At 42.6% G+C, this 23,861-nt stretch carries 23 protein-coding genes; 16 read left to right on the forward strand and 7 right to left on the reverse strand.

Annotation, left to right across the window (positions count from 1 at the left end; translation table 11 throughout):
• Positions 1–9 precede the first annotated feature (9 nt).
• The gene (gene purL / locus ACM0OY_RS00820) at positions 10–2,427 is read right to left on the reverse strand and encodes a phosphoribosylformylglycinamidine synthase subunit PurL (RefSeq protein WP_414567001.1); all 2,418 of its coding nucleotides are present in this window, start codon (positions 2,425–2,427) and stop codon (positions 10–12) included.
• 525 nt (positions 2,428–2,952) lie between these two features.
• On the opposite strand from purL, the gene ACM0OY_RS00825 reads away from it, so the two are divergent.
• A complete protein-coding gene (locus ACM0OY_RS00825) occupies positions 2,953–5,070 on the forward strand; it encodes a beta strand repeat-containing protein (protein WP_414567002.1) in 2,118 nt (705 codons plus the stop codon).
• Between the two features lie 556 nt (positions 5,071–5,626).
• Here ACM0OY_RS00825 and ACM0OY_RS00830 read toward each other — a convergent pair.
• The gene (locus ACM0OY_RS00830; RefSeq protein WP_414567003.1) at positions 5,627–6,112 is read right to left on the reverse strand and encodes an allophycocyanin; all 486 of its coding nucleotides are present in this window, start codon (positions 6,110–6,112) and stop codon (positions 5,627–5,629) included.
• 191 nt (positions 6,113–6,303) lie between these two features.
• On the opposite strand from ACM0OY_RS00830, the gene rlmD reads away from it, so the two are divergent.
• Both rlmD and ACM0OY_RS00840 read left to right on the forward strand, forming a co-directional pair.
• Positions 6,304–7,719, forward strand: a complete 1,416-nt coding sequence (rlmD, locus tag ACM0OY_RS00835) for a 23S rRNA (uracil(1939)-C(5))-methyltransferase RlmD (protein ID WP_414567004.1) — start codon at positions 6,304–6,306, stop codon at positions 7,717–7,719.
• 380 nt (positions 7,720–8,099) lie between these two features.
• Positions 8,100–8,549, forward strand: coding sequence for an ATP-binding protein (locus ACM0OY_RS00840; protein WP_414567005.1), 450 nt, complete (start codon positions 8,100–8,102; stop codon positions 8,547–8,549).
• A 51-nt stretch (positions 8,550–8,600) separates the two neighbouring features.
• On the opposite strand, the gene ACM0OY_RS00845 is transcribed toward ACM0OY_RS00840, so the two are convergent.
• Positions 8,601–8,897 (reverse strand): DUF6439 family protein, encoded by a 297-nt coding sequence (locus ACM0OY_RS00845; RefSeq protein WP_414567006.1) that lies wholly within the window; start codon positions 8,895–8,897, stop codon positions 8,601–8,603.
• A 312-nt stretch (positions 8,898–9,209) separates the two neighbouring features.
• Here ACM0OY_RS00845 and ACM0OY_RS00850 point away from each other — a divergent pair, with 312 nt between their 5' ends.
• Together ACM0OY_RS00850 and asnS are read left to right on the forward strand one after the other, a co-directional pair.
• Positions 9,210–9,572, forward strand: a complete 363-nt coding sequence (locus tag ACM0OY_RS00850; protein WP_414567007.1) for a hypothetical protein — start codon at positions 9,210–9,212, stop codon at positions 9,570–9,572.
• Between the two features lie 81 nt (positions 9,573–9,653).
• Positions 9,654–11,045 (forward strand): asparagine--tRNA ligase, encoded by a 1,392-nt coding sequence (asnS, locus tag ACM0OY_RS00855; protein WP_414567008.1) that lies wholly within the window; start codon positions 9,654–9,656, stop codon positions 11,043–11,045.
• A gap of 151 nt (positions 11,046–11,196) precedes the next feature.
• On the opposite strand, the gene ACM0OY_RS00860 is transcribed toward asnS, so the two are convergent.
• Positions 11,197–11,874 (reverse strand): response regulator transcription factor, encoded by a 678-nt coding sequence (locus ACM0OY_RS00860; RefSeq protein ID WP_012407592.1) that lies wholly within the window; start codon positions 11,872–11,874, stop codon positions 11,197–11,199.
• Positions 11,875–12,348: 474 nt separating this feature from the next.
• Positions 12,349–12,678, reverse strand: coding sequence for a hypothetical protein (locus ACM0OY_RS00865; RefSeq protein ID WP_414567009.1), 330 nt, complete (start codon positions 12,676–12,678; stop codon positions 12,349–12,351).
• A 379-nt stretch (positions 12,679–13,057) separates the two neighbouring features.
• On the opposite strand from ACM0OY_RS00865, the gene groES reads away from it, so the two are divergent.
• The 3 genes from groES (at position 13,058) to ACM0OY_RS00880 (ending at position 16,020) form a co-directional block, all read left to right on the forward strand.
• Entirely contained in the window at positions 13,058–13,369 is a 312-nt protein-coding gene (gene groES / locus ACM0OY_RS00870; RefSeq protein WP_073640427.1) for a co-chaperone GroES, read from the forward strand.
• A gap of 117 nt (positions 13,370–13,486) precedes the next feature.
• On the forward strand, positions 13,487–15,121 hold the full coding sequence (groL, locus tag ACM0OY_RS00875; RefSeq protein ID WP_414567010.1) for a chaperonin GroEL: 1,635 nt from the start codon (positions 13,487–13,489) through the stop codon (positions 15,119–15,121).
• An 86-nt stretch (positions 15,122–15,207) separates the two neighbouring features.
• Entirely contained in the window at positions 15,208–16,020 is an 813-nt protein-coding gene (locus tag ACM0OY_RS00880; protein ID WP_414567011.1) for an Rpn family recombination-promoting nuclease/putative transposase, read from the forward strand.
• Positions 16,021–16,047: 27 nt separating this feature from the next.
• Here ACM0OY_RS00880 and ACM0OY_RS00885 read toward each other — a convergent pair whose 3' ends face one another.
• Positions 16,048–16,467: a hypothetical protein gene (locus tag ACM0OY_RS00885; protein WP_414567012.1), complete on the reverse strand. Its 420-nt coding sequence runs from the start codon at positions 16,465–16,467 to the stop codon at positions 16,048–16,050.
• The gene (locus ACM0OY_RS00890) at positions 16,467–17,351 is read right to left on the reverse strand and encodes a ParA family protein (RefSeq protein WP_414567013.1); all 885 of its coding nucleotides are present in this window, start codon (positions 17,349–17,351) and stop codon (positions 16,467–16,469) included. The genes ACM0OY_RS00885 and ACM0OY_RS00890 overlap by 1 nt, the downstream gene beginning before the upstream one ends.
• 72 nt (positions 17,352–17,423) lie before the next feature.
• Here ACM0OY_RS00890 and ACM0OY_RS00895 point away from each other — a divergent pair, with 72 nt between their 5' ends.
• Genes ACM0OY_RS00895 through ureC form a run of 8 tightly spaced genes read left to right on the forward strand, consistent with a single transcriptional unit; the run spans position 17,424 to position 23,854 of the window.
• Positions 17,424–18,206, forward strand: a complete 783-nt coding sequence (locus ACM0OY_RS00895) for a class I SAM-dependent methyltransferase (protein ID WP_414567014.1) — start codon at positions 17,424–17,426, stop codon at positions 18,204–18,206.
• Entirely contained in the window at positions 18,207–19,046 is an 840-nt protein-coding gene (locus ACM0OY_RS00900; protein WP_414567015.1) for an urease accessory protein UreD, read from the forward strand.
• Positions 19,047–19,067: 21 nt separating this feature from the next.
• Entirely contained in the window at positions 19,068–19,370 is a 303-nt protein-coding gene (ureA, locus tag ACM0OY_RS00905) for an urease subunit gamma (protein ID WP_414567016.1), read from the forward strand.
• A 56-nt stretch (positions 19,371–19,426) separates the two neighbouring features.
• Positions 19,427–20,608, forward strand: a complete 1,182-nt coding sequence (locus tag ACM0OY_RS00910) for an AAA family ATPase (RefSeq protein WP_414567017.1) — start codon at positions 19,427–19,429, stop codon at positions 20,606–20,608.
• Entirely contained in the window at positions 20,605–21,261 is a 657-nt protein-coding gene (locus ACM0OY_RS00915; RefSeq protein WP_414567018.1) for a DUF4276 family protein, read from the forward strand. Before ACM0OY_RS00910 ends, ACM0OY_RS00915 begins: the two co-directional genes overlap by 4 nt.
• A gap of 17 nt (positions 21,262–21,278) precedes the next feature.
• The gene (locus tag ACM0OY_RS00920; RefSeq protein ID WP_414567019.1) at positions 21,279–21,584 is read left to right on the forward strand and encodes an urease subunit beta; all 306 of its coding nucleotides are present in this window, start codon (positions 21,279–21,281) and stop codon (positions 21,582–21,584) included.
• 8 nt (positions 21,585–21,592) lie between these two features.
• Entirely contained in the window at positions 21,593–22,129 is a 537-nt protein-coding gene (locus ACM0OY_RS00925; RefSeq protein WP_414567020.1) for a DUF1349 domain-containing protein, read from the forward strand.
• A gap of 9 nt (positions 22,130–22,138) precedes the next feature.
• The gene (gene ureC, locus ACM0OY_RS00930; RefSeq protein WP_414567021.1) at positions 22,139–23,854 is read left to right on the forward strand and encodes an urease subunit alpha; all 1,716 of its coding nucleotides are present in this window, start codon (positions 22,139–22,141) and stop codon (positions 23,852–23,854) included.
• The last annotated feature ends 7 nt before the right edge of the window (positions 23,855–23,861 follow it).

The raw sequence follows: 23,861 nt of genomic DNA on the forward strand, positions 1-23,861 counted from the left end.
CTAACTGTTTCAACTAGGAGTAGTGGTATGGATGGCGAGACGCCTGACGATCGCCTGAGAATAACGATCGCTCATATGTTCAATATTAACTTTGATTAAGGTCTGATTGTCAGTGGTTAAAACCCCCAAACCCGCCTCGAAATTACCGACTATACCAAGTTTTTGCCACTGTTGACCCAGATGTTCCTGTAAGTATGATTCCCAGACTTCTTGTTGTCCTGGTGCTATGGAAACTAAAATTCGACTACCACCTTCAGCAAACAGCACTTCGTCTAGGCGAGGTAGTGCGGTCTTGGGGTCTCCCCAAGTGGAGCAACTGCCGTGATTTGATTGATCTGGTGCTATTTCTAAATTGATTTGGGCGCCGAGGTTGCCAGAGATGCAACATTCTGCTAATGCGATCGCTATTCCTCCTTCAGCACAATCGTGGGCAGAACGTACCCAACCATTACGAATTCCATCACGACAAACTTTTTGCACGCGACGTTCCAAGTCAAAATCTATTTGTGGCGGTTTTCCGGCAACAGTACCGTGGATTGTGGCTAAATACTCAGATGCTCCCAAACTGAGTTGGGATGCTAAGGGCAATCCCAGAAGATAAATTACATCGCCTGCTGTTTGCCAAGCTTGACCGCAAATTTTTGTGATATCGGGAATCAAACCCACCATACCCACAACAGGAGTGGGATAAATTGGTTGGGGAGTGCCTTGGGAATCGAGGGTTTCATTGTACAAAGAGACATTTCCACCTGTAACTGGTGTTGCCAATTCTCGGCAACCTTCTGCTAAACCGCGACAAGCTTCTGCTAATTGCCAGTAACCAATTGGTTTTTCTGGAGAGCCAAAATTGAGGTTATCTGTTACTGCCAGAGGTTCTGCACCCACACAACTCAGATTGCGTGCGGCTTCTGCCACAACTGCTTTAGCTCCTTCATAGGGATCGAGATAAACATAACGAGAATTGCAATCAACTGTAGCCGCAACTCCCAATTTGAGATTTGGGATTTGGGATTTGAGATTGGGGATTTCTTCCAGTGGGCGCAAACGTATAACAGCCGCATCGGCTCCACCTGGTAGAATCACGGTATTGTTTTGTACTTGATGGTCATACTGACGATATACCCAGCTTTTAGAAGCGATCGTCGGTGTATCAAGCAAAGTTAAGAGAATATCATTCCAACTTTGCAGGCGTCCTTGGAGTTCGATTCCAGCAATTGTACAAGTAGGCAAAGAATCAGCAGTCCATTCCCAAGCTTTACGCGCATATTCTGGTGGTTCTGCCAACAATTCCCGTTGATAAAGCGGGGTATTTTCCGCCAAAGCTTCAGCGGGAATTTCTGCTGCTACTTTACCTTGGTAGAGAATCCGTACTATGGGTTGAGCAATCACTGTACCAGCAACAACAGCCTGAAGTCCCCAACGGTGAAAAATGTCTATTAACTCTTGTTCGCGCCCTTTGTGGGCAACAAAGAGCATCCGTTCTTGAGATTCTGAAAGCAAGTATTCATAGGGAACCATCCCTAGCTCCCGCACCGGAATTTTATCTAAATCCAGTTCAATTCCCACACCACCTTTTGCCGCCATCTCTGAAGTAGAACAGGTGATTCCTGCTGCTCCCATATCCTGCGCGGCGACAACTGCACCTGTTTTAAAAGCTTCCAGACAAGCTTCAATTAACGACTTTTCCAAAAACGGGTCGCCTACTTGCACAGCAGGACGATCATCCATTGACTGTTGTGTCAATTCTGCACTGGCAAAACTCGCGCCTCCCATACCGTCGCGTCCGGTGGTAGAACCAACATACAACACAGGGTTACCTAAACCAGATGCCCCAGATTTAACGATTTCTGGCGTTTCCATTAATCCCAGCGCCATCACATTCACTAGAGGATTACCAGAGTAAGCAGCGTCAAAGTAAACTTCGCCGCCAACCGTGGGTACTCCCACACAGTTACCATAATGAGAGATTCCTGATACTACACCAGTAAACAACCTTTGAGTTTTGGCATCTTCTAGGGAGCCAAAGCGCAGCGAGTTTAAGATGGCCACGGGACGCGCACCCATTGTAAAGATATCTCTGAGAATACCTCCTACTCCTGTTGCCGCTCCTTGAAAGGGTTCGACTGCTGAGGGGTGGTTGTGAGATTCTATCTTAAAGGCTAGTTGCAGTCCGTCACCCAAATCTACAACACCAGCATTTTCACCAGGCCCCACAAGAATGCGGCGACCTTCTGTAGGAAACTGCTTGAGTAAAGGTCGAGAATTTTTATAACAGCAATGCTCTGACCACATTACCCCAAACATTCCCAGTTCGGCTTTGTTTGGATGACGCCCTAAACGACGGACAATTTCTGCGTATTCTTCTGGCTTGATACCTTCGGCGGCGATTTCTTCGGGGGAAAAGGGAGCAGGAGATGTGGCAGTCATGGAAATAATGCACCAATTGTACAGAGCATTATTCTATCGATTTACTTGCCCTGTAGGTGTAGTTCTAAAATCGTTCATAGCTAGATACTAAAGATTAACTGAATACATAAATTTACTTAACAAATATTTGTAATACGTCTAAATTATATTGTAATAAATACTGAAATATTAGTAATTATACTGTTAATTATAAAGCCTTAAAATTTTATTTTCCTGTAACTTGCGTAGGTGATTTCCATAATCTGGAAATGCTATCAGCCTGTAAGACGAGCCATTAATTGAAGGTAGAGAAAATTCATAGGACGCGATACCTGCGGGGGGCTACGCCTACGCACCTGCGAATACGGGTTTAATCCCCCGGAATCTGATTAATTTGTTGGAACTTGATTGAGCTTAAGTGACTGCCACAACAGCAGGCTCAATCAGTAAATAGCTTTTGGAGAAAGGATTAGGGGGATTTGTTGAGAGACTGCTCATTTCAATGAGCAAACTGACCTTACTAACTTAATTAAGAGGATTTAGATCGTGCCTAGACTTACGGTTCCACCCAATTTCATTGGCAGCCCTGTTTCTGACACTTTAACTGGGGAACAGTTAAATGCATCTCCAGCAATAGGTATTGATATTTTAACTGGAGGTTTAATTGCTACACGCTCAGGTAATGACACTATTAAGGGCACAGCGGCTGGCAGCATCGACGCTAATAACCAGGGCGGCGATGGAACTGGCATTGCCAACCGTGGTCATCTGAATGCAGAAAATGGACAAGATAGCATTACTGGCACTGGTAGTGGCGGTAATGGCAGTAACGCTAACAGCGGTAAGCGCAGCGACGGTGGAGATGGGATTGGCATCTTTAACAGTGGCAGTCTAAATGCAGGGTACGGAAATGACACAATTACTGGCACCGGTACTGGCGGTAAAGGTGGCACCGCCGAGATTCAGGGCATTGCCGGCGTCGGCAGTACTGGAATCGGCATCAGCAATACTGGCAAACTCAATACCGGGTACGGAGATGACACAATTACTGGTATCGGTACTGGCGGTAACGGCGGCGATCGCGTCAAGTTCGATGGCGACGGCAGCAATGGTGGAACCGGAACAGGCATCGCTAACAGTGGCAGTTTTAATGCAGGAGACGGAAACGACACGATTATTGGCACTGGTACTGGTGGCACTGGCACTACTGGCTTCGTCAACGGTTTGGGTGCTAGTGGTACTGGGATCGACATCGCTAAGAGTAGCAGTTTTAATGCAGGGAAGGGAAGCGACACGATTATCGGGAAAGGCACTGGCGGCATGGGCGGTAGCCGCGGGAACACGGGCGGAAACGGTGGTGCTGGGATAGGCATCGCTAACAGTGGCACTTTTAATGCAGGGGATGGAGAAGACACGATTAGTGGTATTGCTACTGGCGGCAATGGCGGTGATGTCGCACAGAAGGAGGATGGTAAAGGTGGTGGAACAGGGACAGGCATTGCTAACAATGGCATTCTAAATGCAGGAAACGGAAAAGACATGATCGCTGGTACTGGTGATGGCGGCAAGGGTGGCGATACCGACGACAGCCGAGGCAGGGATGGTGGAGTTGGAATCGGCATCACCAACAGTTACAAACTGCACACTGACGATGGAGAAGACGCAATCGTAGGCATCGGTACAGGCGGTACAAGCGGCGGTGAGGGCACCGAGGGTAGTGGCAACGGCGGTACTGGGACTGGCATCAACAACAGTGGCAGTTTAAATACAGGGTGCAAAAAAGATACGATCGCTGGTACTGGTACTGGCGGCAACTCTGGTGGCAATATCATCGACAGCGGCAATGGTGGTAGTGGCACAGGCATCACCAACAGTGGCGCTTTAAATACAGAGGACGGAAAAGACGCGATAACTGGTACTGGTACTGGCGGCAACTCTGGCAATGGCCTCTTCACTGGTAATGGCGGTAATGGGACTGGTATCACCAACAGTGGCGAACTGAATACCAAAGAAGGAGAAGACACAATCATCGGTACAGGTACTGGTGGCATCAGCGGCGAGAGCGAGATTTCTAGCGGTAACGCTGGTACTGGAACTGGCATCCAGAATACTAAAGAGGGCATCATTACCACAGGGTTGGGCAAGGACACGATTACTGGTTATGGCAACAGTTCTGGAAACAACTCCATCGCTTATGGCATCTTCAACGATGGAACCATCGATACTGGCAATGATTCTGACGAGCTTACCGGACAGGCTACAGCAACCATTGGTGGTACTGCCTACGGCATTTACGGAAAAGGAACCATTAACACTGGCAATGGCAATGACAAAGTTATCGCCACCAGTATCCTAGATGGAGTTCAACAAAAAGTTACTATCGATGGCGGCATCAAGATTGCTCTGGGTGCTGGGAATGACTACTTCAAAGGCTTCGGTGCTGCAACTGTTGATGGCGGCGATGGTTTTGACACCTTGGATTTGAAAGCTTTCAATCGCTCTCAAGTGGTTGTATCTAGTGTTATTTCTGGTAATACTCTGAAAACTGCCAACATCAGTTTCAACAACAATGGAAGCTCCATTAGCTTGTCTACCACTGGCTTTGATAATTTTATCTTTGCAGATAGCTCTTTCTCTTACAATACTTTGGTAAATGGGGCATGAGTTTGTGAATTCGTTATATCTGATGTTTCACCCGCTAGTTAGTCTAATTGGCGTGATTTGCTCTGAAGCTGAAAAATTATCTACTAGCGTATATACTCTTAGCTGCAAAATTGCATAGATTGACTATAATTCAGTGATTTCTTGGGTATATGCAGCTTAGTAGTAACAATCGAGTGACGACAATCACACTTATACATGATTAGGATCGTCTCATTGCGATCGCCAGCTAGGCATAATTAAGGACAACTGAACTCTAGCCGAGTCATTAATAGGGAACACACTAATTACCGACAGCCTTTATCAAAGACTGTCGGTTTTTTGTCATTTTAGTCATGGGCATTGTTTATTCCCCGTGTCCCAGCGTCTCCTTATCTCCCCATGCCCAAATAAAATTTCCCCACAACTGGTTGGTAACTTGACAGAGATTTAGCCACAGCCACTACCAAATGTGGGGAAGTTAAGATCAAATTGGTAATCTTATGCCTATGGAGTGCTAAAATTTTACACTCACTCTAGTAGAGCAAAAGTATCTCTTAGAATCAGCACAGACTTTGTATTAAGACATCGCTTGAATGATGTAATCAAAGTATGGTGCAGCTTCAGGGGCATCTTCAGCACTCAGTAAGCCAAGAGCGGCTGTTTTGAGGGAATTGATAGCTTCTACCATTCCAGGTACGGGAACGCCCAATGAATTGTACATTTCGCGTACACCAATCAAACCGATTTTTTCAATTGGCTCTTTGTCGCCAGCAAGTACACCATAAGTAATTAGGCGTAAGTACCAGCCAAAATCACGGATACATAGAGAGCGTTGACGTTCTCCGTAAGCATTACCACCGGGAGAGATAAAGTCAGGACGCTTTTGCCAAAGTTGTTTGGTTGCTTCCTGGACTATCTTTTTTTCATTTTCAGCTAAGGTAGCAGCAATGCGCGTCCGTTGTACACCGGTTTCCAAAAAGTCTTTGATATTTTTCAGTTCGCCACTGCTGGGATAACGCAGTTCGTCGTCAGCTTTGAGAATAACTTGGCTAATTACAGTCATGATGATTGAAATCACCTTAAATATTATCTGCTAGTTTAGCGAGTCTGAGGTACACAAGTGAAGAGGAAGTTAGGAGTGGGGAGCAAGAGATGGAGAGATAAAGAGAATAATTCTTAAGCGAAGCTTCAGAGTTTCTGGCTTTGCTCCTAACTCAGCACTCCCAATGCCCAATAACAAATGACTAATGACTAATGACTAAAATAATTTGGCAACAAGGTGAATTAATTGAAGTAACCATCGCTGACCTGAGTGACACTGGCGATGGTGTGGGACGCGCTAATGAACGTGTAGTGTTTGTCCCGGATACTGTACCAGGCGATCGCGCTATTGTCCGTTTAGTACATGTTAAACCTAAATATGCTCACGCTAAGCTCCAGGAGCTATTGCAACCATCTCCCCATCGCATCCGCCCTGCTTGTATTGTGGCTGACAAGTGTGGTGGTTGCCAGTGGCAGCACATTAATTATGATTACCAGCTAGCAGCTAAGCAAAATCAAGTTATCCAAGCAATGGAGCGCATTGGCGGTTTTATCCAACCACTAGTAGATCCAGTACTTGCTGCTGGTTATGCCTTGGGCTATCGAAATAAATCTACTTATCCTCTAGGCACATCTGCAACAGGACAAGTACAAGCTGGTTACTACCAAAAAGGTAGCCACCAATTAATTAACTTAAATCAATGTCCAGTCCAAGACCCGCGTTTAAATCCCATGCTTGCCGAAGTTAAGCAGGATATCCAACAGCGGGGTTGGCAAATTTACGACGAACATCGCCACCTTGGGCAAATCCGCCATCTGAGTTTACGCATCGGCCGCCACACTGGCGAAATGTTGCTGACTTTGGTGGTCAAGGACTGGAATTTACCAGAAATTGAAACCCAAGCCCAGGAATGGTTAAAGCGTTATCCGCAGTTAATGGGAGTATGCCTCAATCGCAATGGCGATCGCACAAATGCTATCTTTGGATTAGAAACCCGTTGCATCGCTGGAGTACCCCACCTGCGTGAAAAATTTGCTGGACTGGAATTTCAAGTGCGCCCAGATACATTTTTCCAAGTTTATACAGAAACAGCAGAGGCACTATTGGAGGTAATTCAGTCAGAACTTAACCTTCAAGGGCATGAATCTTTAGTTGATGCCTACTGTGGTATCGGCACTTTAACTTTGCCCCTCGCCAAACAAGTACGTCAAGCCACAGGTTTAGAAGTGCAACCAGCAGCCGTAGAACAAGCTTTTTTGAATGCCCAGCGCAATGAAATTCATAATGTGACATTCCAAGTCGGACCAGTTGAGAAATTGCTGCCAAAAATGGGCACAATACCAGAAGTCGTAATTCTCGATCCACCCCGTAAAGGGTGCGATCGCGCTGTAATCGACACTTTACGGCAATTGAAACCATCTCGGATTGTTTACGTCAGCTGTAAAGTAGCTACCCTCGCCCGCGACCTGAAATTACTCTGTCAAGATGGGCAATATAAGATCGCACGGGTGCAACCTGCTGATTTTTTTCCCCAAACTGCTCATGTGGAAGCTGCCGCCTTTCTTGTGCTATCAAATTTGGATAAGGATGCTGATTCCTTTAAAAAAATTGAAATTTCAAATTTGTAGTCTAGTGCATACTAACAATGCTAAAATCGAATTAAGCTAAAAATAGAAATTCATTTTGTTTAAAGAAATTAAAGTTGCATCGACTCATAAAAGTATGAATGGAATTGTCTAAATTACAAATCGGCAATTGACTAGAGTATGCCAATACTCAATAAAATTCATAGCACTTTTCTAAGTTGCTCACTCTTTTATCAAATTTATTACAGCCGTTATATATCCGAGCAATTCCAACTTATTTATAGAGTCAATGCTCCCTAGCATTTTCAAAATTTAGTTTTAAAGACGCAAGTTTGAAGGCAGCATGACCACCTCAATTTTTATCAGGGTGCCTGTGACACCAAACTGATGTCTAGCTAACTGAAAGCTATGGGGTTTCTCTTGTGATTACTATTTCGCTCCGTCCTGTTGGACGTTATTGGGGCACAATTAGTTTTGCCTCAACCCTCTATCTTTGTCCAATATTAGATTTATTGTTGGCAGAAATTCCAGCAAAATTACAATCGGAACTGCGTTTAGGACTTCAAGAAGCCCTAGTAAATGCAGCTAAACATGGCAATAATCTCGACCCGAGTAAAAGAGTTGTAGTACGTTTTTCCTTAATAGATAATCAATATTGGTGGATAATTTCAGACCAGGGTAGCGGCTTTACTCCCTCACCTATTATTGATGAAGAACCAACAGACTATCTGCCACCAGATGAAGCAGAAAGTGGTCGTGGTCTATGCCTTCTCCATCAAATTTTCGATCAGGTCGAGTGGAATCGCAAGGGTACAGAATTGAGGCTTTGTAAACAAATGGAAAACCGCCGGGGACTATCTCTGCGACGTTAATAGGGGAGTGGGGAATGGTGAGTGGGGACTGGGGAAACCATTCCCTATTCTCTACTCCCCACTCCCTACTCCCTTATTTCCATGAGTTGGACAGGGAGGAGCAGAAATAGAGCGATCTAGCCAACCAAGCGCTTGTTCTAGTCTGGCTTGAGCTTCTTGTGGTTGATTGTTTAAAAGATAAACAAGAGCTGCTGCTAGTTGTTCAGTGGCCCGGGAATTGCGGTTAGACTTGAGGCGATGCCAATCTTCAGGAGAGATACTCAGTCTTTGCATTAGGGCTTGGGCTAGTTCTAAAGTACTAAGTTCATTCAGTTGACTGTTTTTCGGTAGCTGTGCAGATTGAGACATAATTTAAAGTCCTTTATCAATTGTCCTATTTTACAAAGTTGAGGCAGTTCGTTGCCAAAGAGAACTCTCTTGCGTTCGCGGAGCGTCTCGCAGAGAGGTTTCCAACCATCACAAGTTCGTATTTTCCCCCGCTTAAAGGAACTGCCGTTGAGCCACTGTGTTAGATCTGGCGGCTGAAACGAATTGGCGTTTAATGGTCTCAAACCTCCTAAGAGATTTTGTGCTTAGTCATTTATCCTTTGTTTATTCACTAATGACAAATGTCCAATGAGAAATGACAATTGACTTTTAATCTTAGTTTACTACTTGTAAATGAAGCCGTCTCAACAATCACAACCGCCAGGGGAAAATCCGGAACCAGATTTATCACAAGAAATTGAGGAAGTAGAGCGATCGCTCTTATCCTTGAGAGAACGTTACAATCAAGTACAGCGCGATCGTCAGCAAAAGGCTCAATCGCAGCAACGTCAGGATCGATTAAAGCGCCATAAATCCCAGACACCAGAAATTAAAGCAGAGTTACGACAAATCAAACAGCAGTTGGAAATGCTAGAACTCAATTTAGAAAGTCAGTTATTTTCTTGGCGTAGTCTCAAAAAACCTTTCTGGCAGGCCGTCCGCTTTGGTGGAATGGGCGTTATCATAGGCTGGATATTAAAGTCTTATGCTGGGTAAACCCAATTTGGGATTGGGTTAGTGAGTTAGCATTTTTTAATATCTTTAGTCCCTAAATTGACGAAATATAAGTTGCATAATATGGTAAATCGACGAATTGCAGAAATATTGCGAAGTGGTCAACCTGATGAGTCTCTCCAAGTTCAAGGCTGGGTGAGGACAAAACGCGAGTCCAAAGGATTTGCTTTTATCGAAGTTAATGACGGCTCATCGCTAGCTAATTTGCAAGTCGTCATCAATCAGGATTTGCCAGATTACGAACCTATCTTGAAAAAGCTGAATACTGGTGCTGCTGTTGAGGTGGCTGGGGTATTGGTGGCTTCTTTGGGTAAAGGACAGAGGATTGAGTTGAAAGCAGAATCCATAACAGTCCACGGAGAAGCTGATCCCGATACATATCCTCTGCAAAAGAAACGTCATTCCTTTGAGTTTCTGCGAACAATTGGACATTTGCGATCGCGTACTAATTCTTTTGGTGCAGTTTTCCGGGTGAGAAATGCTTGTTCGACAGCTATTCACCAATTCTTTCAAGAAAGAGGTTTTTTGTGGGTACATACGCCCATTATCACTGCTAGCGATTGTGAAGGCGCGGGTGAACTTTTTAACGTTACTAGTTTGGATTTAAAAAATATTCCCCGCACAGATAATCAAGCAGTAGATTACAGCCAAGACTTTTTTGCTAAACCTACATATTTAACAGTTAGCGGTCAGTTAGAAGCCGAAATCATGGCGATGGCGTTTAGTAACGTCTACACATTTGGCCCTACCTTCCGTGCAGAAAATTCCAATACTTCGCGTCACTTAGCAGAATTTTGGATGGTTGAGCCAGAAATGGCTTTTTGTGATTTAGAAGGCGATATGGATTTAGCTGAGGCTTTTCTCAAACATATTTTTAAATATGTGTTAGAAACTTGCCCAGAAGATATGGAATTTTTCAATCAGCGCATTGATAATTCTGTGTTGGCAACAGCTGATAATATTATTAACAATGAATTTGAACGCCTAAATTACACAGAAGCGATCGCACTTTTAGAAAAAGCCGATGTCAAATTTGAATATCCTGTAAGCTGGGGCTTAGATTTACAATCAGAACACGAACGTTATCTAGCTGAACAATTATTTAAAAAGCCAGTAATCGTCACAGATTATCCCGCAAAAATTAAAGCTTTTTATATGCGCTTAAACGACGATGAAAAAACCGTCCGCGCAATGGATATTCTCGCCCCGAAAATTGGTGAAATTATTGGTGGTTCCCAGCGGGAAGAACGCCTAGAAGTCTTAGAACGTCGGGTAATAGCGCAAGGAATGAAGCCAGAAGATTTATGGTGGTATCTCGATTTGCGTCGTTATGGTACCGTTCCTCACGCTGGCTTTGGTTTGGGTTTTGAAAGACTCGTGCAATTCATCACCGGAATGGCAAATATTCGTGATGTAATTCCCTTTCCGCGTACACCGCAAAGTGCCGAGTTTTAGTACCAGCCTGATGTAATTTTCGTAAAACAAGCAAAACCCTTAAATTCAAAAAAATTTCAGGGTCTTACTAGTGGTTTTTGCTGTAATTTTTGTAAAAATTTCGGATTTTGGATTTTAGATTATCAATCCAAAATCCAAAATCTAAAATCGGCTATGCCATTTGATTTTCAATCGCCCACCGCGCTAGTTCAGTGCGGTTGTGGAGATTGGTTTTGCCCAACATATTGGACACATGGCTTTCAACTGTACGCTGACTAACGTTAAGTTCTTCAGCAATTTCTCGGTTAGCTAAACCCCTAGCTACAAACTGGACTACTTTCAGTTCGGTTGGGGTTAACTGCACATCAAAGGGAACTTGGATACGGGAACCGTTTTCGCCTCCTTTTGCTTGGTGTTCTTTCCAACGGATAGTTTGTTTCAGTGAGGACTCAACTTGGGCTACGAGTTCTTCTGGTTCAAAAGGCTTGACCATATAAACATCAGCACCTTTGTTCAGACCTTTAACTCGGTCTGCACTTTGCCCTTTTGCTGAAAGGAAAAGAACTGGAATCCAGCTGGTGCGTTCGTTTTGCCGGACTTGTTCCACAAAAGTATATCCGTCCATTTCCGGCATCATCACATCGCAGATAATCATGTCTGGAACATCTTGCTCTAAAATTTCCAGAGCTTCGCGTCCATTTTCAGCGGTGATGACTTCATATCCCCGGAATTCTAAGTAATCCTTCACCAGCAAGATGAGGTTAGGGTCATCATCAATCAATAGAAGTCGTTTGTGATCTTTCATGCTGGGCTCTTTCATAGCAGTGGCACTTGTCGCGCTTCGGTCCATCAAGGTCTTGAATATTTATCCTCTATGGTGGGTTATGTGAGATGTTGTCCTTTTGCCTACTTAACTTGCCTTTGCTGTCTCAAGTCTCAAAAATGCCGAGCACTTTCAAGAGACTACTAGCTCGATAGCAAAAGTCCAGCAAGGATACGTATAGCAGTAGTATCTATAATGCGCTATTATATATCGCTTTGAAAGGGGCGGGCTAAAAAAACACTGATAAAATAATAATCCTTCTGACTTAACTAGTTAAGTATTGGCTTAAAGATGACCCTACCTCAAAACCAACCCGCACTTTCTTAAAGCTTACTGCCATAACATATCCTTCGGCTGTTAAGCCTCTATGAGATGTTCACAAGAAACTAGGGAAGTTTCTGGCAAAGAATGGGTTAAAAATGCATATTCTTCAACCGCCATTTTGCCTATTAAGTGTTCTTGAACGATCCGCTCAATAACTTCCGAGTTTGCTTGGCGATACTAGATCCCATCAGGGTAGACCACCATTATGAGTCCAGAACAACAAACCTGCAAGCAATTGGCTTTAGTTGTAAAGACGCAAATGGGATGACTTGCTTGCCCCTTGTCGAGTTTTAACTCTTGAATTCGCTTTTTTAAGTACTCCCAAGATCCCAGACTAGCTGGTTTTGAGCAGGAGTCAGGAGTTGTTTGTTCAGCACAAATAAAAATATGTTGCTGAATTTTTGCCAGTCCTAAACTTTCTACACAATTACTCAGGGCTTTATGTTCAACAGACTTGGTGGTTTTTGGGATTTGATGGCTTTTCTGGATCACCTTATTGTTACTCATAGAGCGGCTCCCTGATTACAGTTCTATAACAATTTCCAAGCTTTGCAAATAAAGTTTACTGAGATGGGTACTGGGGATTGGGGACTGGGGATTGGGAATTGGAAGGGGCGGGAAGCATAAGGGAAAGGCTTAGTGCAACTTACCCTCTGCTCATCCCTTCCAGTCCCCAGTCCCTAATCCCAAATCGCCAGTCCCTATAGAAATATTCGTAACTTCCGCAACAGAACCCGAAGGATAAAAATAATTAAGCATTTATACTTAAGTACACCGAAGAGATTCTAGTTCGGGAACCCGTACTTAAGAAATTCTTGCCATTGGATGCCGCTTTTGGGTAGATTAGCACTCAGGAGTTGAGAGTGCTAACTCTGGAGAAAATCATATGGCAGCAATATCTCTAACCGTTTCTACAGTAAAACCTTTGGGCGATCGCGTTTTCGTGAAAGTGAGCGCCTCTGAGGAAAAGACCGCAGGTGGTCTGTATTTGCCCGATACCGCTAAGGAAAAGCCACAGGTAGGGGAAGTAGTCGCCCTTGGCCCTGGCAAGCGTAACGACGACGGTAGCCGTCAAGAGTTGGAAATTAAAGTTGGTGATAAAGTCCTGTACTCTAAGTACGCTGGTACTGACATCAAACTTGGTACTGAAGAATATGTACTGCTTTCTGAAAAAGATATTTTAGCAGTCGTTATCTAGTGGGGAGTAGGGAATAGGGAATGGGGAATAGGAAAGAGTTTTCCCAATGCCCTGTTTGCCCTGTTTACCCAATGCCCAATTGAAAAAAATTGACTTACTCCTTGAATTTAGATACCTATGGCAAAGCGCATTATCTACAACGAAAACGCCCGTCGCGCTCTTGAGCGAGGCATTGATATCCTGGCTGAGGCTGTAGCTGTTACCCTTGGCCCCAAAGGTCGTAACGTAGTCCTAGAAAAGAAATTTGGCGCACCGCAAATCGTTAATGACGGTGTAACCATCGCCAAAGAAATCGAATTAGAAGACCACATTGAGAATACTGGTGTAGCTCTGATTCGTCAAGCTGCTTCTAAGACCAACGATGCTGCGGGCGATGGCACCACCACTGCTACCGTTTTAGCTCATGCGATTGTCAAAGAAGGCTTACGGAACGTTGCCGCTGGTGCTAACGCGATTTTGTTGAAGCGTGGTATTGACAAAGCTACCAGCTTCCTGGTAGACAAAATTGCGGAACATGCCCGTCCGGTGGAAGATTCCAAAGCTATTGCCCAAGTTGGTGCAATCTCGGCTGGTAATGACGAAGAAGTCGGTCAGATGATTGCCCAAGCTATGGATAAGGTGGGCAAGGAAGGCGTAATTTCCCTAGAAGAAGGGAAATCTATGTTCACCGAGTTGGAAATTACTGAAGGGATGCGCTTTGATAAAGGCTACATCTCTCCTTATTTTGCCACCGACGCTGAACGGATGGAAGCAGTTTTCGATGAGCCTTTCCTGCTGCTGACCGATAAGAAAATTGCTTTAGTGCAAGACCTTGTACCAGTATTAGAGCAAGTAGCTCGTGCTGGCCGTCCTTTGGTGATTATTGCTGAAGATATCGAAAAAGAAGCTTTAGCAACCTTAGTGGTAAACCGTTTGCGCGGTGTACTCAACGTTGCTGCTGTCAAGGCTCCTGGCTTTGGCGATCGCCGCAAAGCTATGCTAGAAGATATTGCCGTGTTGACTGGCGGTCAACTAGTCACTGAAGATGCTGGTTTGAAGCTAGATAATACCAAGTTAGATAGCCTGGGTAAAGCTCGCCGTATCACCATTACCAAGGACAACACCACAATTGTTGCTGAAGGTAACGAAGTTGCGGTTAAGGCTCGTGTAGAACAAATTCGTCGTCAAATCGAAGAAACCGAATCTTCCTACGACAAAGAAAAACTGCAAGAACGTCTTGCTAAACTTTCTGGCGGTGTCGCCGTGGTAAAAGTGGGTGCAGCCACCGAAACCGAAATGAAAGACAAGAAACTGCGCCTAGAAGATGCTATCAACGCTACTAAAGCTGCTGTGGAAGAAGGTATCGTTCCTGGCGGTGGTACAACCCTCGCTCACCTCGCTCCTGATTTAGAAACTTGGGCGAACAGCAACCTCACAGGCGAAGAGTTGATTGGTGCGTTGATTGTCGTTCGTGCTTTACCTGCGCCTCTGAAGAGAATTGCAGAAAACGCTGGTCAAAATGGTGCTGTGATTGCTGAGCGCGTCAAAGAGAAGGAATTCAGCGTTGGCTATAATGCTGCAACCAACGAATTCGTCGATTTGTTAGCTGCTGGTATTGTTGACCCTGCGAAAGTAACTCGTTCTGCTCTGCAAAACGCTGCTTCCATCGCTGGTATGGTGTTGACAACCGAATGTATTATAGTTGACAAGCCTGAACCTAAAGACGGCGCTCCTGCTGCTGGTGCTGGTGCTGGTGGCGACTTCGATTACTAATACTTAATAGTCTCCTGTTTGTAAAAATAGCTGCCTCCGCAAAGGAGGCAGCTATTTTTTTTGTGTCACGCAGAAAGGAGGAAGAGGTGAGTTACGATAACGCTTGTAAATATTTAGCTGAACAGTACCCAGGTGAGTTTGTCCGTTGGTTGCTGGGGGTGGAAGTCCAAAAAATTGAAGTATTAAAAACTGAACTCACACTTGAACCAATTCGTGCGGATTCTGTGACATTTTTGCAAGCAGCTAACCAAATTTTGCATATTGAATTTCAAACTTTAGCGAAATCTAACCCACCGCTGAATTTCCGAATGCTTGATTATTCTGTGAGATTAAAACGTCAATACAGATGTCCTGTAACTCAGGTATTAATCTTTTTACAGGAAACTAGTAACGAGGTGGCTTTCGCAGAAGAATATCGAGACGAGACAACGATTCACCAGTATCGGGTGGTTCGCCTATGGGAACAAGATTCAGAGCTATTTTTGGAAAATCCTGCACTGTTACCTCTAGCAAGTTTGACACGAACAAACTCGCCACCAGCTTTACTGGCACAAGTGGCTGAACAAGTCGCTACAATTCCAGATAGAGAGGAGCGACAAAATATTGCAGGTTGTGTAGAAATTCTGGCAGGTTTGCGATTTGACAAGAATTTAGTTCGTCAATTTTTACGGGAGGATATTATGAAAGAATCTGTAATTTATCAAGATATCGTTCAGAAAGAAGCCTTTAAATTGATTAGCCGTCAGCTTAAACGGCGTTTTGGTGATATTGATGAATCATTAGTTGAGCAGATTCGTAATTTGTCTGCTGAACAGTTAGAAGACTTGGCAGAAGAACTGCTTGATTTTTCGGAAGTTGCTGATTTGGCAGTTTGGGTAGAACAGCAAGAGAGGAATTAATAAAAACGATTTACTTTTCAAGATACATCATGTTTTCGAGATTGAGGCTGCAAGTAGTTTTCCGCTTTTATCTTGAGCTTGCAATTTTTGAATAATATGCTCAATAATACTATTCAAATCTTTTCGGCGACGTATAGAGCGTTTTGGGTCAAGTTGACCATGTTTCAATAATTCTCTAACCTGTTCTCCTAGCTTAGTTAAGTAAAGCCTCAACTTTTCTTCACCCTCTTCGCGTAAAACTTGGCGACATTCATTGAGGATAATATCGCCATTTTCTAGAGTTTTACTAGTGTCTGACTCCTTTGGCGTTGCCTCGGATGAATCTTTACTTCTTTGAGAATTTAAACTGTTAGTTAGACATTTTTCTACAGCCTTGGCAAATTTAGGCTCGGATTCTATAACTTCTGCGATCGCTCTTAATAACTTTGCAATTTGTGATGCTTCCATTATCTACCTACTTTATGAATAAATTCTTGAGCTAACTTCATCATCGATTCGTGAGAATCATCATATTTTTGTCTATAGGTCAAATAATTACCCAATTCTAAACCTTCTGCAATTTTGGCTCTTTCCAAAATTTTAGTTTCAAAAACTGGTGGATAAAAAGGGTTGACAAGAAGAGAGTTTAACTGTTCCGTTTGGGCTATAGTTCGGTTATAACGCGAAATTAATGTTCCTACTGCTTTTAAGTTATGTACATAATCTCTATTAAACTTATCAATGTGTTCAAGTAATAAATCTAATCCATGAATTGACATTCGATTTGGTACACAAGGGATTATACAAGCATTACTAGCTAAAAATGCACTTCTAACTACTGTGTTAATATTTGGAGCACAGTCTATTAAAATATAATCATAATTATTCAATAAAGGTTTAAGGATTGCACGAATAAGCTCAACAGGTTTTAAATTACAAGAATAATAACCTGGTGGTAAATCATCCTGAATGTCAAATAGCCTTGGACTGCTGGGTATAAGATGTAGGTGAGAAAAAGAATTCCTATTTCTCACATTTGAAATGTTGTTTTTAGCTATAAACTTCTCTTTTTTAGCATCCTCTAAAAAATATTCAGGGTTTTTAAATAAGAAAGGCAACGTCAACCCTTTATTATTAAATTCCTTTTCCCAAACCTCTTCAGACATTAAAGCACTAGTCAAATTACTTTGAGGATCGAGGTCAATAACCAGCACTCGCTTACCATACATGGTATCTCCTGCTAAATATTCCGCTAATGCCATGACGATGGTAGTTTTGCCAACTCCACCCTTGAGGTTGCAAATACTGATCACTTTAGCTGTCATAATTTCTGGTAGACTGACATATTTCATGGGCTACAGTTCTATGTTTCCCTGGAAATATGCCCAAGTAACAGGTTAATTTTTTCTTTTGTCTACAAATCTATGAGCCAAAGTCATTCTGAAACAACTCCCTTACATACCCTAAACCCACTCAAAAGATTTTCCGATAGAGCAGAAGATTATGTAAAATACCGACCAAGCTACCCCGCAGATGCAATTGATATTATTTTGGAAGAATTAGATAAAAAATCACAAATTTTAGCAGCAGATATTGGTGCGGGTACAGGAATTAGTTCCAGATTATTAGCCGAAAGAGGAGTTAATGTCATTGCCATAGAACCAAACGCAGCTATGAAAGAAGCCGCCGAACCACACCCTTTAGTAGAGTTTCGTGATGGAACAGCAGAATTTACTAAACTTGGGGATAAATCTGTTGATTTAGTTACTTGTTTTCAAGCTTTCCATTGGTTTAATCCAGAACCAGCATTATCAGAATTTCACCGCATTTTAAAACCATCAGGACGGTTAGCGCTAGTGTGGAATAACCGCGATAAAGAAGATGCTTTAACCGCAGAATATAGTCGAATAGTCCGCGAAGCATCTAACAGTCATCCAGCAGAATCAAGGATGCAGTCAGTAGAGCCACTATTAGCAACTCCTTATTTTATCAACATCCGCGAATATACTTTTAGTTATAGACAACAGTTAGATTTAACTGGATTTATTGGACGCGCAAAAAGCGTTTCTTATCTACCGAATGAAGTTTTAGCAGACAACAAATTTATTAATAATTTTCAAGAATTATATCAGCGTTTTTATGATGAAAATGGTTTTGTGTACTTGGTATATCGCACTAGCGTACATCTTGGCGAAGCAATTAAATAAATGACTTGTAACTCACAAACTACAGAAGGTTGGCATGGCAAACTGAATTTAGTTTACGCCGATCGCCAAAACACAACGCAATTAATTTATGATCGCCAACAAGCACCCTTGAAGGTGCAGCGCCCATTTTATCCAGAAGGGCAAAAAGTCTGTCATAGCGTAATTTTACACACGGCTGGGGGAGTTGTGGGGGGCGATCGCTTATCCTCTAATATCCACCTCGAACCCCATACACACGCTTTAATCACTACAGCAGCTGCTAGTAAGATATATCGCAGCAATGGTTTACAAGCTAGACAAAACACGCAGATACAAGTTGACGCTGGTGCTTGTTTGGAATGGTTACCCCAAGAAACAATTTTATTTAACGGTGCGATTTATCAGCAAGATTTACGGGTAGAATTAGCAACCGGGGCTAGCTTTTTAGGCTGGGAAATTACCCGCTTTGGCCGCAGTGCTAGAGGAGAAAAATTCGATAAGGGAGAATGGCGATCGCATACTGAAATTTGGCAACAAGGTGTTCCCTTGTGGATTGATCGGCAATGCTTACCAGCTAGCGAAGAAATTTTCCACAGTCCCCACGGCTTGGCTGGAAAACCAATCACAGGTAGTCTAATTTGGCTTGGTGGTGCAGTTTCGCCAGAAATGGTGGAAAAAATGCGAATCTTAGGCAATGGTGTTAATGAAACAGGTGTTAGCCGATTACAACATGGATTATTGTGTCGATATCGCGGTGATTCTACATCTGAGGTGAGAAACTGGTTTATTGATGTTTGGGAGTTGCTGCGAGTTTCTTTTTTAAATCGTGCTAACTGTATACCAAGAGTGTGGCAGGTTTGAACCGCCAAGAGGGAGAGAAGAATGCAATTGACGCCGCAGGAAAAAGATAAGCTATTAATTTTTACTGCTGCTTTATTAGCAGAAAGACGTAAAGAAAGAGGTTTGAAACTGAATTATCCTGAAGCAGTGGCCTATATTTCTGCTGCTATTTTAGAAGGTGCAAGAGATGGGCAAACTGTAGCTGAATTAATGAGTTATGGCACAACTCTATTAATGCGGGATGATGTGATGGAAGGAATACCAGAAATGGTAGATGAAGTGCAGGTAGAAGCAACTTTTCCTGATGGCACAAAGTTAGTAACTGTACATAATCCAATTCGTTAATCAAAAAGCACTTAATATAGGAAAAAGAGAATATTAAGAAAAATAGAGGTAGCGAGATGGTACCACCATATCGATTAACATCACTCAAAATTCAAGGTTATCGACCTTTTAGAAATTTTGAAGCATCATTACAGCCACTAGAGATTATTGTTGGTGCTAATGGCGCTGGAAAATCTAGTTTGTTTGAATTCTTGAGATTTTTACGAGAAAGCTTATCTCAAGATATACCAGCAGAAATAGTTCCTGATTCTATTGGTCAACAGATTTTTCATATTCCAGGGCCGGCTAAGTTTCAATGGGATATAGAAGTTGATACAGGCCGTCCAGTTGGTATTAGATATTTAGGGGAACTGATGGGGCCTGTTGGTCGAACTCAAGTTTCCTATGAGCGTGTAGAATCATCTAAACCTTTTAGTGATAAATACACTAATCCATATATATATATGGATATTCAAGGTAACAAAGGTGTTGTTCAAGACCCTGATACCAAAAAATTTTCACAGCAAGAAATTGCGCTCAAGCGACCTAATCAGCTTGCTCTAAGCGCAATGACAAATCCATCATTAGAGGCTTTATATAACTTACGCGAGTATATTCGTGATTGGAAGTTTTATAGTTCATTTAATATAGCAAATTATAAAATTCGTAAATCAGTTCCGATCGAGCAAGAACCTGTTTTACGTGAAGATGCAGGTAATGTAAGTTCAATTTTACATTACTTGTTTACTGAACATAAATCAGCATTTGATGAATTACAACAACACTTGCGTTCTGTGGTTCCTGGTTTTAAAGGTTTGACAGTAAAAGCGCGTGGTGGCCCAGGAGAAGTGATAGCTTTTTGGCAGGAATCAGGAATCGATCAAGAACTCAGCCTTGCTGATTTATCTGATGGTATTTTGCGTTTAATTTGTTGGATTTGTCTCTGCGTGCAACCAAATCCACCGTCTTTAATTTGTATTGACGAACCAGATCAAGGTGTCCATCCTCGTACACTACCTGTTCTTGCTGCGTTGTTTGAAAAAGCTTCTGAACGGACTCAAATTTTATTGGCTACTCATGCTTCTTATTTCTTAACTCAATTTAATATATCTCAAATTGCTGTACTCAGAAAAGAAAATGGAGAAGCGAAGTTTATTAAACCTGGCAACTCTCAAGTTTTAATAGATATACTTGATGATTTTGGTCCAGATGAAATAGAACAGTTACATCGTAGTGATGAATTAGAGCGACTTCCATGAAAGTTGAGATTTATGTAGAAGGTACATCTGATAAGTATGCAATGGAAGCATTATTATCACATTTGATTGAGGAAAAATTACAACAGGGTATCAGAATCGAATTTTTTCCTGTTAAAGGAAGTAACAATGATAGAGGAGGAAATGCGAAGAAAGATTTGCTGACAAAAACACCAATCAAAGCAGTAAATATTTTACGTAATAATCTGACGACAATTGTAGTAATAATGCCAGACTTATATCCTAGAAATATAGGATTTGACCATGAAACTATTCAAGAGTTAGAAAATGGTATTTTAGATAATTTTAATCAAGTATTACAGTCTAAACAAATTACTGATAATCGATTAAGAGAACGTTTGAGAGTTTTTTGCTTTAAACATGATTTGGAAGCATTAATTTTGGCTGCTGAATCCGAATTAAGAAGCGTGCTCGGTGTTAATTCTCTTAGTGTAAGATGGACGATACCAGTTGAAGATCAAAATCATAATGTTCCACCTAAAAACATTGTAGAGGAAATCTTTATAAAATATGGCAATAAATATAAAGAGACTGTAGATGCACAAAGAATATTAGGAATTGCTACATATCAAAACATTGCAGAACAATGTCCTCAAGCATTTCGACCATTTGTAGAGTTTTTAGAAAATCTTTAAATTAGGAAAAATAAATTATGATTCCTGGAGAAATTATTACACCAGAAGGTGAAATTGAACTAAATGCTGGGCGTCCTACTATTAAATTGCAAGTGTCAAATACTGGCGATCGCCCCATACAAGTCGGTTCTCATTTTCACTTTTATGAAGTTAACGCTGCCTTAATTTTTGACAGAGAACAAGCGCGAGGAATGCGCGTCGATATCCCGGCAGGCACCGCAGTTCGCTTTGAACCAGGCGATGAAAAAGAAATAACATTAGTGCCTGTGGTTGGTAGCCGCCAAGTTTACGGTTTAAACAGTAAAATTAACGGCTCTCTGTAATTATGCAAATGGAATGGTACAATGAACCGCCTGTTTGGGAAGTAAAAGATGAAGCGATCGCTGTCACTTCTGGGGCAAAAACAGATTTCTGGCGGGAAACTCACTACGGTTTTATAAGAGATAACGGTCACTTTTTTTATCAAAAGATTCAAGGTGACTTGATTGCAGAAGTTAAACTCAGCGGACAGTATCAGGATTTATACGATCAAGCCGGCTTGATGGTACGTTCAGATGAATTCAATTGGTTAAAATGTGGGATTGAATTTGTTAATGGCGTGCAACAAATTAGCGCAGTAGTGACACGCAATTACTCAGATTGGTCTGTTATTCCAGTGCCGCAAAATCCTTCTGCAATTTGGATACGTGTAACTCGACGTGGCACAGCAATAGAGGTGGAACACTCTTTGAATGGAACTGAGTATACAATGCTGCGACTTGCTTATTTGACTCCAGTGGAAACATTAAGTGTCGGTGTGATGTGTGCCTCTCCTGAAGGAAATGGTTTTCAGATGAGGTTTGAAAATTTTCAAATTCGCAGTTTGTAAGGAGTAGTTATGAGTTACAGAATGTCCCGCCGTGCTTACGCTGAAACATATGGTCCAACAGTAGGCGATCGCATCCGACTTGCAGACACAGAATTATTTATCGAAGTTGAACAAGATTTCACCACTTACGGCGATGAAGTGAAATTTGGCGGCGGTAAAGTGATTAGAGATGGCATGGGACAATCCCCGATTTCTAATGCCGATGGTGCTGTAGATTTAGTAATTACTAATGCTTTAATCCTCGATTGGTGGGGTATTGTTAAAGCAGATATCGGAATTAAAGATGGTAAGATTTTCAAAATAGGTAAAGCTGGTAATCCTTATATTCAAAATAATATAGATATTATTATTGGGCCGGGAACTGAAGCCTTAGCAGGAGAAGGAATGATTCTTACTGCTGGCGGTATTGATGCCCATATTCATTTTATTTGTCCTCAACAAATTGAAGTGGCGATCGCTTCTGGTATTACCACCATGATTGGCGGCGGTACTGGCCCCGCTACAGGTACAAATGCCACTACTTGCACCCCAGGCCCTTGGAATATTTACCGGATGTTGCAAGCCGCTGATGCTTTTCCTGTCAACTTAGGGTTTTTGGGTAAAGGTAACGCCAGTCAACCCCAAGGACTTGTAGAACAAGTAGCTGCCGGTGCAATGGGGTTAAAACTACATGAAGATTGGGGAACTACCCCCGCAGCAATTGATAATTGCCTCAGTGTTGCTGATGAATATGATGTCCAAGTCGCTATTCATACTGATACGCTGAATGAGGCCGGGTTTGTGGAAGATACCATCGCCGCTTTTAAAAATCGTGTCATCCACACCTACCACACCGAAGGCGCAGGCGGCGGACACGCACCAGATATCATCAAAGTTTGCAGTCAAGCCAACGTTTTACCGTCTTCCACCAACCCCACGCGTCCTTACACCCTCAACACCTTAGATGAACACCTGGATATGTTGATGGTATGCCATCATCTCGATCCGGCGATCGCCGAAGATGTCGCCTTTGCTGAGTCCCGCATCCGGCGAGAAACCATTGCTGCTGAAGACATTTTGCACGACTTAGGCGCATTCAGCATGATTTCTTCTGATTCCCAGGCAATGGGTAGAGTAGGCGAAGTAATAATTCGCACCTGGCAGACATCTCACAAAATGAAGCTGCAAAGAGGAATTCTTAATCCACAAGGAACTGAGCAAGCAGCAGATAATTTTCGTGCAAAAAGATATGTTGCTAAATATACTATAAATCCAGCGATCGCTCACGGAATTGCTGAATATGTGGGTTCAGTGGAAGAGGGAAAATTAGCAGATTTGTGCTTATGGCGTCCAGCATTTTTTGGCGTCAAGCCGGAAATAGTCATTAAAGGCGGAATGATTGCATGGTCGCAAATGGGCGATGCTAACGCTAGTATTCCTACACCCCAACCAGTGCATATGCGGCCGATGTTTGGTAGTTTTGCAGGTGCTAAGAACGCCACATCATTAACTTTTGTTTCCCAGGCTGCTTTAGAAAGGGAAATTCCTACCCAGCTAGGTTTACGAAAAACAGCAGTTGCAGTTTCTGGAACACGCCAATTGCGTAAGCAGGATATGAAGCTTAACGATGCGCTACCCCAAATTGAAGTTGACCCAGAAACTTACGAAGTCAGGGCAGATGGCAAGTTGCTAATTTGTGAACCTGCAACAGTTTTACCAATGACCCAGAGATACTTTTTGTTTTAGTTGATGA

It is taken from the genome of Nostoc sp. CCY 9925 (assembly GCF_963920935.1).
Lineage (GTDB): Bacteria > Cyanobacteriota > Cyanobacteriia > Cyanobacteriales > Nostocaceae > Nostoc.

Coding starts and splice junctions, on each gene's coding strand:
- ACM0OY_RS00865 (WP_414567009.1), bottom strand. CDS start 12,678: ATGAGTAACAATAAGGTGATCCAGAAAAGCCATCAAATCCCAAAAACC.
- rlmD (WP_414567004.1), top strand. CDS start 6,304: ATGACTAAAATAATTTGGCAACAAGGTGAATTAATTGAAGTAACCATC.
- ACM0OY_RS00900 (WP_414567015.1), top strand. CDS start 18,207: ATGACTTGTAACTCACAAACTACAGAAGGTTGGCATGGCAAACTGAAT.
- ACM0OY_RS00860 (WP_012407592.1), bottom strand. CDS start 11,874: ATGGACCGAAGCGCGACAAGTGCCACTGCTATGAAAGAGCCCAGCATG.
- asnS (WP_414567008.1), top strand. CDS start 9,654: ATGGTAAATCGACGAATTGCAGAAATATTGCGAAGTGGTCAACCTGAT.
- groL (WP_414567010.1), top strand. CDS start 13,487: ATGGCAAAGCGCATTATCTACAACGAAAACGCCCGTCGCGCTCTTGAG.
- ACM0OY_RS00920 (WP_414567019.1), top strand. CDS start 21,279: ATGATTCCTGGAGAAATTATTACACCAGAAGGTGAAATTGAACTAAAT.
- groES (WP_073640427.1), top strand. CDS start 13,058: ATGGCAGCAATATCTCTAACCGTTTCTACAGTAAAACCTTTGGGCGAT.
- ACM0OY_RS00910 (WP_414567017.1), top strand. CDS start 19,427: ATGGTACCACCATATCGATTAACATCACTCAAAATTCAAGGTTATCGA.
- ACM0OY_RS00885 (WP_414567012.1), bottom strand. CDS start 16,467: ATGGAAGCATCACAAATTGCAAAGTTATTAAGAGCGATCGCAGAAGTT.
- ACM0OY_RS00845 (WP_414567006.1), bottom strand. CDS start 8,897: ATGTCTCAATCTGCACAGCTACCGAAAAACAGTCAACTGAATGAACTT.
- ureA (WP_414567016.1), top strand. CDS start 19,068: ATGCAATTGACGCCGCAGGAAAAAGATAAGCTATTAATTTTTACTGCT.
- purL (WP_414567001.1), bottom strand. CDS start 2,427: ATGACTGCCACATCTCCTGCTCCCTTTTCCCCCGAAGAAATCGCCGCC.
- ACM0OY_RS00925 (WP_414567020.1), top strand. CDS start 21,593: ATGGAATGGTACAATGAACCGCCTGTTTGGGAAGTAAAAGATGAAGCG.
- ACM0OY_RS00895 (WP_414567014.1), top strand. CDS start 17,424: ATGAGCCAAAGTCATTCTGAAACAACTCCCTTACATACCCTAAACCCA.
- ACM0OY_RS00850 (WP_414567007.1), top strand. CDS start 9,210: ATGAAGCCGTCTCAACAATCACAACCGCCAGGGGAAAATCCGGAACCA.
- ACM0OY_RS00830 (WP_414567003.1), bottom strand. CDS start 6,112: ATGACTGTAATTAGCCAAGTTATTCTCAAAGCTGACGACGAACTGCGT.
- ureC (WP_414567021.1), top strand. CDS start 22,139: ATGAGTTACAGAATGTCCCGCCGTGCTTACGCTGAAACATATGGTCCA.
- ACM0OY_RS00890 (WP_414567013.1), bottom strand. CDS start 17,351: ATGAAATATGTCAGTCTACCAGAAATTATGACAGCTAAAGTGATCAGT.
- ACM0OY_RS00915 (WP_414567018.1), top strand. CDS start 20,605: ATGAAAGTTGAGATTTATGTAGAAGGTACATCTGATAAGTATGCAATG.